14 protein-coding genes are annotated in these 13,062 nt (G+C 36.1%); 6 read left to right on the top strand and 8 right to left on the bottom strand.

Features of this window, described 5'->3' with window-relative positions; genetic code table 11:
* Window positions 1-419: 419 nt before the first annotated feature.
* The 5 genes from ACB088_RS07310 to ACB088_RS07330 form a co-directional block, all read right to left on the bottom strand.
* Window positions 420-1,544: a ribonuclease D gene (locus ACB088_RS07310; protein ID WP_375038494.1), complete on the bottom strand. Its 1,125-nt coding sequence runs from the start codon at window positions 1,542-1,544 to the stop codon at window positions 420-422.
* Window positions 1,545-1,872: 328 nt separating this feature from the next.
* Window positions 1,873-2,469: a recombination mediator RecR gene (recR, locus tag ACB088_RS07315; protein WP_017390620.1), complete on the bottom strand. Its 597-nt coding sequence runs from the start codon at window positions 2,467-2,469 to the stop codon at window positions 1,873-1,875.
* A gap of 9 nt (window positions 2,470-2,478) precedes the next feature.
* A complete protein-coding gene (locus ACB088_RS07320; RefSeq protein WP_004642711.1) occupies window positions 2,479-2,808 on the bottom strand; it encodes a YbaB/EbfC family nucleoid-associated protein in 330 nt (109 codons plus the stop codon).
* Window positions 2,809-3,089: 281 nt separating this feature from the next.
* On the bottom strand, window positions 3,090-3,323 hold the full coding sequence (locus ACB088_RS07325; protein ID WP_017390619.1) for a hypothetical protein: 234 nt from the start codon (window positions 3,321-3,323) through the stop codon (window positions 3,090-3,092).
* A gap of 194 nt (window positions 3,324-3,517) precedes the next feature.
* Window positions 3,518-4,705: an O-succinylhomoserine sulfhydrylase gene (locus ACB088_RS07330; protein ID WP_375038787.1), complete on the bottom strand. Its 1,188-nt coding sequence runs from the start codon at window positions 4,703-4,705 to the stop codon at window positions 3,518-3,520.
* Between the two features lie 135 nt (window positions 4,706-4,840).
* Here ACB088_RS07330 and ACB088_RS07335 point away from each other — a divergent pair, with 135 nt between their 5' ends.
* The 5 genes from ACB088_RS07335 to ACB088_RS07355 all read left to right on the top strand — a co-directional run bounded on the left by ACB088_RS07335 (window position 4,841) and on the right by ACB088_RS07355 (window position 9,590).
* On the top strand, window positions 4,841-5,926 hold the full coding sequence (locus ACB088_RS07335; RefSeq protein WP_375038495.1) for an alpha/beta fold hydrolase: 1,086 nt from the start codon (window positions 4,841-4,843) through the stop codon (window positions 5,924-5,926).
* Window positions 5,927-5,936: 10 nt separating this feature from the next.
* Window positions 5,937-6,809, top strand: coding sequence for an NAD(P)-dependent oxidoreductase (locus tag ACB088_RS07340; protein ID WP_375038496.1), 873 nt, complete (start codon window positions 5,937-5,939; stop codon window positions 6,807-6,809).
* A 718-nt stretch (window positions 6,810-7,527) separates the two neighbouring features.
* Window positions 7,528-7,797, top strand: a complete 270-nt coding sequence (locus ACB088_RS07345) for a YARHG domain-containing protein (RefSeq protein WP_092705654.1) — start codon at window positions 7,528-7,530, stop codon at window positions 7,795-7,797.
* Window positions 7,798-7,815: 18 nt separating this feature from the next.
* Entirely contained in the window at window positions 7,816-8,229 is a 414-nt protein-coding gene (locus ACB088_RS07350) for an HIT family protein (protein ID WP_004642705.1), read from the top strand.
* 254 nt (window positions 8,230-8,483) lie between these two features.
* Entirely contained in the window at window positions 8,484-9,590 is a 1,107-nt protein-coding gene (locus ACB088_RS07355; RefSeq protein WP_092705653.1) for a porin, read from the top strand.
* 118 nt (window positions 9,591-9,708) lie between these two features.
* Here the strand turns inward: ACB088_RS07355 and ACB088_RS07360 are convergent, their stop codons facing one another.
* Together ACB088_RS07360 and ACB088_RS07365 are read right to left on the bottom strand one after the other, a co-directional pair.
* Complete coding sequence (locus tag ACB088_RS07360) at window positions 9,709-10,299, bottom strand: YidB family protein (RefSeq protein WP_375038497.1); 591 nt, start codon at window positions 10,297-10,299, stop codon at window positions 9,709-9,711.
* 99 nt (window positions 10,300-10,398) lie between these two features.
* On the bottom strand, window positions 10,399-10,860 hold the full coding sequence (locus tag ACB088_RS07365) for a DUF6231 family protein (protein ID WP_127491666.1): 462 nt from the start codon (window positions 10,858-10,860) through the stop codon (window positions 10,399-10,401).
* A 39-nt stretch (window positions 10,861-10,899) separates the two neighbouring features.
* Between ACB088_RS07365 and ACB088_RS07370 the strand changes: the two genes are divergently transcribed.
* The gene (locus tag ACB088_RS07370) at window positions 10,900-11,769 is read left to right on the top strand and encodes a DUF2797 domain-containing protein (RefSeq protein WP_375038498.1); all 870 of its coding nucleotides are present in this window, start codon (window positions 10,900-10,902) and stop codon (window positions 11,767-11,769) included.
* A gap of 44 nt (window positions 11,770-11,813) precedes the next feature.
* Here the strand turns inward: ACB088_RS07370 and lpxB are convergent, their stop codons facing one another.
* On the bottom strand, window positions 11,814-12,989 hold the full coding sequence (gene lpxB / locus ACB088_RS07375) for a lipid-A-disaccharide synthase (RefSeq protein ID WP_375038499.1): 1,176 nt from the start codon (window positions 12,987-12,989) through the stop codon (window positions 11,814-11,816).
* Between the last annotated feature and the right edge of the window lie 73 nt (window positions 12,990-13,062).

Consider the following 13,062-nt stretch of genomic DNA (forward strand, 5'->3'; position numbering starts at 1 on the left):
TTTAATTGAGCTATATCATTAAAAAATAAAAAGCCGACCCAATTGGGTCGGCTTTCTTATTTCTGCACTGAAACAAACTTATAGTTATATATTATTCATATTGAAATTGTTTTTCTTGTATCCAAGAATATACAGACCTGTATGTTTAATCAATTGAATTTTTCTCATTGAATCGGTTAATTTAATTCATTATCACTTTTACAAATTAAAACCCATTCAATTCATCACTTTACTAACTTTTAAAATAAGTTAATTATTTAATATAACTAATATAATTATTTATTTTATTAACTATTAACGTTAAATATCTATTATTTTAAATAAAAACTACTCAATTTAAACTTCAAGCCATTCACTATCCTTAATTAAAAAAGCTCATCACGAAGATGAGCCTTTTAAATTTTAACTATCAACTCATTTTAAATTGATAGACTTTCTTTTTCTTCTTGAAATAAATGAATTAATGGTTGAGTTAACAACTCATAACGCCACCCCAAAAGATAATCAGGTAAATCTTGTTCATCCCCTTGAGAAAGAACATGTTGATGAATTGCATTTAGCCATTTTTTTCTAAGTAATACTTCCTTAGGAATAGAAGTTTCACTTATTGCATGGGCAAGTACCATATCCATTTTATTTAAAGTTTCTTTAGATGTTACTTTAAAAGGTTTGGCAATTCTTGTTGGCCATTCGCTTTCATTAGGTAAATCTTTAAGTAATTCTAGAATCGTTTTTCCATATTCACGAACTACATTTGGGCGAATATCTTTAACTTGCGAGAGTTGAAAACTATTACGTGGATTCTTTTCAACCATATCAATCATGGTTGAGTTTCTAAGAATAAAACTACGTGGCTGGTTCGTCGCTTTAACAATGTAATCACGCCATTCACTTAAATTTTGCAATTGCATCAATTGACGGCGCGAATGACGATAATTACCAACATCGGTATAGAGTAACTCTGTAGGCGTTTCACTAATAATTTCTTTAGTTAAACTACTACAATCTTCAAGAACATACTCATAAAGCCCTTTCTGCTTAAGTTGTTCTTGAATATGATGAGCTAACTTCATTATATATAGAACATCATTGGCTGCATAACAGAGTTGCTGAGGCGATAAAGGTCGAGCCAACCAATCAGATCTTGTTTGATCTTTTTCAATGTCAATGTCGAGACAAAGCTTTAAAGCGCCTTGGTAACTCACTTGTAGTCCATGACCTAAGAAAGAAAGACCGACTTGAGTATCAAACACATTAAGCAGATCTTCTTGATCAGCGTAATGATAGATTAAATCGATGTCTTCCCCACATGCATGAAAAATGTTCTGCTGTGCGAGAAATATTTTTTTCCAAAACTGACTTAGATCTAATGAAACACCATCCAACAGATAGACATTACCATTTACATTGACTTGGCATACCCCAAGTTTAGGCCAGAGTGTGTCAACCTTAATAAATTCTGTATCAAGTCCATATATGGAACATTGATCCATTTTTTGAAGAACATCAACCAATTCGGTTTGCTGTTGGATAAACTGAAACATGCTTTCTCAAGTAAATGCAAAGAGTGCTTAGAACTCTGGTATATATAACATAGAAGTAGGAAATTACCACTTAAACCTTTATGAATACTCTATTTTTGAACAATTTTTCGAAAATAGATAATTTTTTGATCTTTTATTTATACTTTTAAAGTTAACTACAAATATTCATTCTTTAAAATCTCTAAGATCTTTTTCATTCTTATGTGCTTTCATATTTTATTTAAACGATTTTTTCTAATTAAAGACAAAATAATATTTGCCTTTAATAGCTAAATTAATAAATTTAATTCAATTTTATATCGCATCAATGAAATAAGCATCGGAATGCTTATTTCATTCTCATACGGTTATGAACTGCCTGACTTAAGGTATGGCTATCTACATACTCAAGTTCACCACCTTGCGGTACACCTTGAGCAATACGCGTCATGTGTATAGGTAAGTGCTTAGTCGCCTCTACCAAATAATGAGCGGTTGCCTGTCCCTCTACAGTCGCATTAGTTGCCAAAATCACTTCTTCAATAGTGCCTTGACTTAAGCGCTGAATCAGATAAGGAATACCAATTTCTTCTGGGCCAATACCATCCAAAGGAGAAAGATGTCCCCCTAAAACATGGTATTTACCTCGAAAACTACCACTTTGCTCAATCGCCATGACATCTGCTGGTGATTCAACTACACACAATAATTGATCTTCTCGCTCAGTTGAGGCACAAATATCACAAATTTCATTTTCAGTTAGAGAATGGCAAACGCTACACTCATGAATATAACTTGAAGCCTCATGTAAAGCATGAGCTAATGCGAACGCACCTTCTCGATTTTTCATCAAAAGATGTAATGCCATACGTTGAGCCGATTTCGGGCCAACGCTAGGCAATATACGTAAAGCTTGAACGAGTTGTTCAAATCTATCACTAAACACAGAACTTCCTTAGAACATGCCCGCTAAGCCAGGTGGCAAGCCCATACCAGAATTCGCTTTTTGCATTTTTTCTTCTGAAATAACTTCTGCTTGACGCACAGCATCATTTACCGCTGCAGCAATCAAATCTTCAATCATATCTGGTTCATCTTGAAGTAATTCAGGGTTAATTTCGATACGTTTTACAAGATAGCGACCATTCATGGTTACTTTAACCAAACCACCACCAGCTTCTGCTTGGACTTCAGTTTGGGCAAGCTCTTCTTTCGCCTTTTTTATATTTGTTTCCATATCTTTTTGCATGCGCTGCGCTTGCTGCATGAGCATATTGATATTCATAACTTTACTCCGTATCTCTATCAAATCTTTAAAGTATTATTGGTTATCGGGTAATACTTTATAAAAACTTAATCTCATTGAACCAACCCATGTGATTAAAATCCATACAGATTAGCGCATTGAACTCAAATTAATCCGTAATTCTGACACAATAGACTAATGTTTTCTATCAGTATCTCTAGCTCTATTTCACGTAGCTACATGAGTAGCGTGGTTAAACTTAGATACACTTCATAAACGTCTAAAAGTTATACATTAAAGTTTGATAAAAATTTATTTCACTATTGAGATGCCTGTAACCCTTTATCAATTGTTTTATATTCACTTAAAGGGACTTTCTTAAAGGATGTATTTGCTTCTTGAATAGATTTATCTGCTTCTTGCACCGACTTCTCTGCATTGTTAATCAATAAGGTTGTTTCATTTACTGGGTGTTGATGCGGTTTGGTCAATAATTTATATCCAACCACCCCAATTACCCCTACCACAACAACAATAGCAATAGGCTTAAGCATTTTAAAACTCGCATTTCTTTTAATTAAATTTAAAGTCTTTATACCTTGTACTCTTAGCCCTCATTTAAACAAAAATGTAGGTTTTTTATTGCAATTCTGAAATTTGGGTAACATTTAAATATAAAAAACCATCTCGATTAAAGAGATGGTTTCATGAACAAAATAACCAAAGAGTGTTATTTCGATCGAGATAATTAGATTAAATCTAGACCACGTGAGATATCACGGATAATGTCGTTAATATCTTCTAAGCCCACAGATACACGGATTAAACCCTCTTGGATGCCCGCCGCAGCTTTTGCTTCAGCAGAAAGTTTGCCATGTGTAGTCGTTGCAGGATGTGTAATTGTTGACTTCACATCGCCCAAGTTGCCCGTAATTGAAATAAACTTAGTATTATCAATAACCTTCCAAGCACCTTCACGTTCGCCTTTAACAACAAATGAAACGATCCCGCCAAAACCATTTTGCTGTTTGGCAGCAAGTTCATGACCTTCATGAGTTGGCAAACCAGCGTAGTAAACTTTTTCTACTTTTTCATGAGTAGATAACCATTCTGCAAGAATTTGAGCACTTTCACAGTGTGCTTTCATACGCAAACGTAAAGTCTCTAAACCTTTTAAGAAGACCCAAGCATTAAATGGACTCATTGATGGTCCAAGCGTACGGACAACACCAAAAACTTCTTCTAATAACTGATGATTACCGACAACAGCACCACCTAATGCGCGCCCTTGCCCATCTAAATATTTAGTCGCCGAGTAAATTACAAGGTCTGCCCCAAACTTTAATGGTTGCTGTAAAACAGGCGTACAGAAACTGTTATCAACCGCAAGTAATGCACCATTCGCATGGGCAATATCTGCAAGCGCTTGAATATCTGCGATCTCAGCTAAAGGATTAGACGGTGACTCAACAAATAAAAGTTTAGTTTCTGGACGTACTGCCTTTTTCCAATCGTCTAAATCACATAAATCGACAAATGTAATATCTACACCAAACTTGGCAATATATTTTTCAAATAAGGCAACAACTGAACCAAAAACTGCTCTTGAGCAAATAACATGATCACCCGCTTTTAGATACGCCATAGCAACTGCCAGAATTGCCCCCATTCCCGAGCTTGTCGCTACAGCTCGTTCAGCGCCATCTAAAGCTGCCAATCGTTTTTCGAACATGCCTACAGTCGGATTGGTAAAACGAGAATAGATATTTCCTTGAACCTGACCAGAAAATTTTGCTGCAGCTTCAGCTGCATTTTCATATACAAATGATGAAGTCAAAAAAATCGGTTCGCCATGTTCACCTTCAAAACTACGTGTATGTCCGGTACGAATGGCTAAGGTATCAAGTTGGTATTCTAAATCATCAGACTGGTTCATTAAATGTTCGCCTTTACTGGTCATGTACTAAAAACTATCATCATTTTGAGTGTCTAATGTATTTAAGGTCAAGGTAAACCTTAAAATTATCGCTTAGACTTTATTCAATCTTTAGTAAATAGTTGGTAAAGCAAGATGAAACGCTTAAAGTCCCTTGTCTCTGAACAAAGTCAAATGAAGCATCTTTCTGCCCGACTATTTCACCCAAAAACATTGGTTCTGTCACAAAGCACTCCCTATGAAGTCATTGGCGAGTTCAATCAAACCCGTATTCGCTATTACGCAGCAACACAGAAAAGATTTAAAGAACCTTTAGTATTTGTTGCCCCACTCGCCATTAATATGGCGATATATGATTTATATCCTTATCGCTCTCTTATTAAATATTTCCAAAATGCTGGTTTCGATGTCTATTTGGTCGATTGGGGAAGTTTAAAGTTTAAAGATAGACATCTTAACTTTTTATCATTTATTGAAGATTTCATTCCCAAAGCGATAGAAATCGTCCGCACACATTCAGGAAGTGAACAAATCTCACTCCATGGATGGAGTATGGCTGGCATATTCGTCACTTTATATACTGCGCTTAACCAACCTAACTATATTAAAAACCTGATTGTTCTTGGTAGTCCAATAGATAGTTATGCATCTGGCTATATTGGCAAACTCTACCGAAACATGAATCATCTTATTGGTCGTAATAAAAAAATTCAGGACCGTATTTATTCGGGATTGCCAAAACGCCTGATTCATAGTCCCGGAATTTTAAATTCATTAGGCTTTAAAATTCTTGATCCTAAAGGCTGGTTTGAGGGGCATGTTCAATTGCTAAAAAATCTTGATGACCTGCAATTTGTACAAGAGCATGCAACCTTAAGTAGCTTTTTAAATAATATGATTGATTACCCAGGGGGGATTAATCAGGACATGTTGTTTAATGTCTGGCTACAAAATCCACTAAAACGTGGCTTTATTCAATTAAAAGATAAAAAAATCGAATTAAAAAATATAGATTGCTCTCTCTTAGTTGGCGCGGGTCGTAGTGATCAGTTGGTGACTGCTGATGCTGCTTCTCCATTAAGTCAATTGACAAGCAGCCAAGATGTCACGTTTACTCTCATCCCCGGCGGTCATTTAGGCCTAATGTCGAGTCAGGCCAGTGCTCTGGAATTTTGGCCACAACTGGCGAAATGGCTGACCGAACGTTCAACACAAATTTAAGGATAAGGTCATGAGTCAATCTGTTGCATTTATTGGTTTGGGTGCAATGGGCTATCGTATGGCAGCACATTTACCGAAACACTTCGATACTGTCTATGTATGGAATCGAAATTTCGAAAAAGCCAAACAACATGCAATAGAATATGGCACAAAGGCTGCTCCATTAGAGCAAGCGGTACAAGCAGATATTATCTTTTCATGTTTACCGACAAGCAATGACGTAGAAGCACTTATTAATGATGTACAAATTAAATCTGGGGCAATCTGGATAGACTGTACAAGTGGAGTCCCTGACTCTGCCCGCGCATTAGCAAGCTCATTAAAACAATTGAATGTTGATTTTCTGGATGCTCCAGTAAGTGGTCAAACAGTAGGTGCTGAAAATGCAACTTTAACTGTCATGGTCGGTGGTGATGCCGCAGCTTTTGAACGCGCATTACCGGCACTGCAAGCAGTAGGTAAATTAATTAAACATGTTGGTGAATCGGGTGCTGGATTTGCAGTAAAAGCCGTTAATAATATGTTACTCGCAGTCAACCTTTGGTCTGTTGCAGAAGGCTTCAGTGCACTCAAAGCACATGGGGTCAGTTTGAACGAAGCATTAGAGTGCATTAATGCCTCAAGTGGTAAAAGTTTGGTAACAGAAACTATCTTCCCACAGCGTGTATTGAGTCGTGAATTTCCAGTGACCTTTGGCTTACCTCTTCTTGCCAAAGATACAGGAATTGCTTTGGATTTAGTCCATCAAGCTAAGCTTCCTGCCCCACTTTTGTCATTAACACAAAGTTTAATTCAGGCTGCGAATTTAACTGCTGAAGACAATAGTGACTTCTCTGCGGCAGTTAAAATGTATGAAGCATGGACCAAGATTACATTGGAATAAATTTAATCTTTTAGATGGCAGCTTATTAAAGATGCTTAATTTTAATAAGCTGCATAATGAATATTAAAAAGACTTAAAAAAAAACCCATATCAATTTTAGAAATGGGTTACAAAAACAAAAACTATCAAACGCAGCAATTAAGGATCACATAATAGAAGCTAAAACATGTAAAATCAATACATCTTTCAGTTGAATTGTAAACTAAGATCAATTTTGGCTTATTTATATTTTAGATATCAAAAGAAAAAGCCCATTTCCGTCTAAATTAAAATGGGCCCTGTGAATTCCACTTAATCCTAAAATACAAAAATGTGATAATTATCACGCTTTGTATTTTTATAATGTCATTGATATATTTCTTTTTCATTGACCCAATTTCAAACTCAAGCCGTCTATTTAGCAAATGAAAAAGCTATAAAATCTCATCTTTTCCTACAATTTTTTATATATTATCAACCGAACCAGAAGTATATTTTTCTCTTATTAATAACAGTTAAAGTAGATTAAACGAGAATCAAATTCTGAAAAAACATATATAATTTTTCTTAAGTTTATGTTTTTATTTGATTTTTATAAATAGTTGATATGTAAAGTTTTTATTTATATTGTGAACAAATTATCAACCAAAATGACACTTGAGTAATTAATAGTCATTGAAATATTGGTAATAAACCTTATATTGAGTACAGGTTCATACCTTTAACTGAGGAAACGCTCATGAATAAATTTATAGTTGCAGTCTTTACTGGCATGGTAAGTATTGCTGGTTTAAGCGTTCAAGCTGCAACGCCTGAGCAAGAATGTCAGAAATTGCAAGACGATTATAATTTGATTTATGCATCAAAAGGCTTTTGTTTTAAAGATCCTGATGCAAAAGAAAAATATGGTAATGAAAACTGTCATACGACAAAACCAAAGTTTTCTGACAAAGAGCAGCAACGTCTTGATGCTATTAAAGAGCGTCAGAAAGAATTGAAGTGTAAATAATTTTTAAAGGAATAATACATGGCATACGATGATCAAAATATCTTCGCAAAAATTTTACGTGATGAACTTCCAGCGATAAAAATCTATGAAGATGATCAAGTTCTAGCTTTTATGGATATTATGCCTCAAGCCGATGGTCATACATTAGTTATTCCAAAAACACCTGCTGTAACGCTCCTTGATTTACCTCCAGAAGCAGCTGCATATACCATACAAATTGTTCAGAAAATTGCGAAAGCAATGGAAAAAGCCCTCAATTTAGAAGGTATTGTGTTGATGCAACTTTCTGGAGCAGCGGCAGGACAAACTGTTCCACATGTTCATTTTCACCTTATTCCTACAAATGTGCATCAACTTGGACGCCATGCTGTAGAGTTAGGAGATCAAGAAAAAATTAAAGGATTAGCTGAGAAAATTAAAGCAGCTCTTTGATTTTTAATTCATTAAAGCGGAGTTTTGACTCCGCTTTTTTTCGTCTAAAAACTATAAAAAATTAAAATAATTAATTTATTTCTAAATTTTAACCGTCATAAAACTGTCATTTACTTTTCACGCCCCTGTCACAAAGTTTGCCGATACTGCTTAGCAAGTTGGTGAGCTTTTGTAACTTTTTGTACATAAGTCAACTACAAAATAAATAGTTAACTAGGCATACGCCATTTTTAAATACTTTTGGAGAAATCTCAATGAAGAAATTGCTACTCGCTGCCGCAGTTGCAACTTTGAGCATAAACGCGGTGCAAGCAGCGCCAACTTTGTATGGCAAACTGAATGTTTCTATTAACCAAGTTGACAATAAAAATTTCGATGGAAAAAGTGACGTTACTGAAGTTAACTCAAACTCTTCTCGCATTGGGGTAAAAGGCGAAGAGAAATTAACTGACAAGCTATCTGCTGTTTATTTAGCTGAATGGGCAATTTCTACTGATGGTTCAGGTTCAGATACTGATCTTAGCGCTCGTAACCGTTTTATCGGTTTAAAAACTGAAGGCGTGGGTACATTAAAAGTAGGTAAGTACGATTCTTACTTTAAAACCGCTGCTGGTGGTAACCAAGACATCTTTAATGACGATACACGTTTAGATATTACCAACATCATGTACGGCGAAAACCGCTTAGACAACGTGGTTGGTTTTGAATTAGACCCTAAATTATTAGCTGGTTTAACATTCAATATCATGGCTCAAACTGGTGAAAGCACCTCAGATAGCAAACAAGGTGAAACTGGTAAAGACAGCAAAAACGACAGCTTTGACTCTGTGTCAACTGCGCTTGGTTATGAAAACAAAGACCTTGGCTTAGCAGTGGCTGCTGCTGGTGACTTCGGTATTAAAGGTAAATATGCTGCTTACGGTCTGAAAGATGTTTATACAGATGCTTACCGTGTAACGGGTTCTTATGACATCGCAAAATCAGGCTTTGTTGTAGGTGCTTTATGGCAACATGCTGAACCTACTGATGATTTGACTGCATATGGTCAATCATATAAATCAGATGGTTCAATTGATAAAGCTGGTAAAGCTTACCGTGGGTTAGAGGAAGAAGCATATGCAGTAACAGCTGCTTATAAAATTCCTAACACTAAACTTAAAGTGAAAGCAGAATACGCTTCAGCTGAAACACAAGTAAGTGGTCAATCAGATCGTAAAATCGACTTGTACGGTTTAGGTCTTGATTACCAAATCAACAAGCAAGCTCGCTTCTACGGTATCGTTGCTCAACAAAAACGCGATTGGTTGAATGATGACGACAAGCAAACTGTTGTAGGTACAGGTATCGAGTATAATTTCTAATCAGTCATATCTGATTTAATTATAAAAATAAAAGGGCTTATGCCCTTTTATTTTTTATTGTGTGGTGCGAAAAATAAAAAAACCGATATCAATTTTATCGGCTTTTATAACCTATATCTTATTTCAAGAAACCACTCACAAGATTCATCACATTTTGGATGTCCTGATTTGCTTCTTGATGGTCTGTACTGTCACCCTGAGGTGTTAATGAGTCAATGACTTGAGGTAAGACTGAAGCAATTGCACCGTAAACTTGTTCTTTTGGAGCTTGAGCCTGCTCGGCAACTTGTTCAATATCAGCAGGATTAAATAGACTCTGTAATTGTTGAGTAGGAACCTCACTATTGCTTTGATTTGGGTCAACCCAGCTTTGAACTTGGCTACCTAGACCTGCTCCTTTTAGCTTTTCTAAAGCCGCTTGCAAACCACCTTGTTGCTGAACCCAACCTAAAATTAAAGGCACCACTGCAATTAATAAACTTTGTACACCACCACCTGCTTGAGGTGCATTATTATTGCCAGTCACTTGACCCAATACAGAACCTAATACTCCACCAAGGCCCCCTTGAGCGCCAGAAGAAGTATTACCCCCCATTTGTCCAAGTACTGAACCTAAAATTCCGCCCAAACCGCCTTGACCTGATGCTTGCTGGTTCCCACCTAAAGCCTGCTGAGCCAAAACTTCAACAATGCTGCTTAAATTTGTCATGTGTAACTCTTATGTATGGTTTCTACATGAGCATACGCGGATTCTTATTCAGACAGCAAAAGCCAAATTGTTAAATTTTGAAAGAGATTTAATGCCCTTTTACCAACGGAATTTATTCCAGTTTTCTGGGTTTGCCCAAAACTTTGAATTAAACCAATCTGGAACATGTTTATAGGTCAATATATTAAATTGCCATAAAGCAAAATCGCTATCATGTGAAGTCTTATCAATGAGTTGGGTAAAACCTAGGGAGCGTAGTAACTGTTCATCACTTCGTTTGCTCACCACCACAATTCGTTTTGCTAATAAATCTCGTAGCTTTACTAATAATTGTGATTTTTGAATATTACTGATGTTATGCATTTCATCGGTATCAAATAATACAAAACCCAAATCATAACGCTGAGTAAAAGGCAGACTTAAAAGCTCAGTTACGCTAAAATAGTGCCATTGAATTGCGTTATTCTGGTCAATTTTCTGGCCAATACAAAGTGCAGTATGAATGGGCTGTTCTTTTGATAAATCGTCTAGCATAGAAGCGATGACATTTTGTTCAGCCATGACTGCAACCCTTAATTGAAAGATGTGAGTTTAAACTTTATGGAACTACAAGGCATTTGCCATAAAATGCATGCAGGCCTAAAAGATGCTAGTGTAACTGATCAACAGACAACCAAGGCAAATGTTGAATACAAATTTGTATTAGACCGTTCAGAAATTGATCTTCCTTTTAATTTAGGACAAGAACTAGAAATCGAATGGACAGGTAATATTTATTGCACCTCTTGTGGCACTAAAACACCAAAATCTTATTCTCAAGGTCACTGCTTTAAATGTTTTAAAACGAAAGCGGAATGTGACCTCTGCATTATGAAGCCAGAAACATGCCATTACCACTTAGGTACATGTCGTGAAGATGACTTTGCCCACAATGTTTGTTTCCAACCTCATATTGTTTATTTAGCAAATTCTAGCGCTTTGAAAGTTGGTATTACCCGCGTTAGCCATATGCCAGGTCGTTGGTTAGATCAAGGTGCAACTCAGGCCTTACCAATTATGAAAGTTGGATCACGTCGTTTATCTGGTCAGCTTGAAACAATGTTTGGTTCTTTAGTTGCTGACAAAACTGATTGGCGTAAACTCCTTAAGGGAGAAGCTGAACCTCTAAAACTAACTGAGCAACGTGATCAGTTAATCGAAGAGTTTGCACCTAAAATTCAAACGATTCGTGAGGAATTTAGCCAAAATCTTGAATTTAACGAAACCGTTGAATTATTAGAAGATGAGCTACCACGTGAGTTTGTTTACCCTGTTGAGCAGTACCCTGAAAAGATCAAGTCTTTAAATCTGGATAAAACTCCAAAAATTCGCGGTGTATTACAGGGCATTAAAGGTCAATATTTAATTTTTGATATTGGTGTTATTAACATCCGTAAATATACGGGTTACGAGCTCATTGTGCGTACTTAAACTAAAATAGAAATAGGCATTCAGAAGAATGCCTATTTTTTTAATTACTTTTCTAAAATTTTTAAAATTGCCTGCACCGGATCTTCTGTATTTCCAGAAATAAGCTGTTTATGCATGGTTAAATGTTGCATCACTTGAATTTGCGCCTTTTCAATATTCATCAGTTTTTCTATTTCAGTTGCTAAATTTTCTGGTGTTGCATCTGCCTGAATCAACTCTTCAATCACTTTTTTACCAGCAATGATATTTGGCAAAGAGTAGTAAGGAATTTTGACCAAAAACTTAGCAATTAAATAGGTCAACCAATGCAACTTATAAAAAGTAACCATAGGTCTATGCATTAACATTGCTTCTAATGTCGCTGTTCCAGAAGCTAAAGCAATGATGTCACTTGCATTCATGACCATACGGCCAACTTTTGATTCAGCGTCTGTATTTTCTAAAATATGAATTGCAGCTTTTAAATGAGGTGCTAATTGTTCAACACCCTGCTCAATCTGCTGTTTACGTGCATCGTTAATTGCGGGAATCAAAAATTGAATATCTGGATATTTGGTATGTAAAATATTGGCAGCGCCCAGCAACATAGGAAGAAGTCGTTCTACTTCCCCTTTGCGGCTACCTGGCAACAAAGCAATATGTTTTTGATTTTCATCAATACCTAATTGTTGTTTAGCAATTTGAATTGGATTTTCAAGCGGTAATTGTTTAGCTAATGGATGACCTACAAATGCCGCAGGAACTTCATATCGCTCATAGAAGACTTTTTCAAAAGGAAATAAACAAAGTACTAAATCTATACTCTGTTTAATGCCATGAACACGCCCCTGACGCCATGCCCAAACCGAAGGACTCACATATTGAACTGTTTTAATTGGAAGATTCTTTTCTTTAATACTTTTTGAAAGTCTGAGGTTAAAATCTGGCGCATCAATACCAATAAAAATATCAACGGGATGCTCAGTCCATTGGTTAATTAAGCCATCACGTACCGCGAATAGTTTCTTTAAGTCTTTTAATACCTCAACAATCCCCATTACCGACAAAGTTTCCATTGGGTAATAGCTTTTAAAACCTTCAGCAATCATTTGAGGTCCACCAATTCCCTCAAATTCAGCATCGATTCCCTGTTCACGAAAACTACGCATGAGCTTAACGCCAAGCGTATCTCCTGAAACTTCCCCAACTACAATGCCTATTTTAAGTTTTTGGTTTGCCAAGGCGATTTACCCAAGAATTTGAAATAACGCATTCTAGCATAGAGGCTTATCAATCTTGAACTTGATCGATGCA

This window comes from Acinetobacter sp. RW6, from assembly GCF_041956835.1.
Lineage (GTDB): Bacteria > Pseudomonadota > Gammaproteobacteria > Pseudomonadales > Moraxellaceae > Acinetobacter > Acinetobacter calcoaceticus.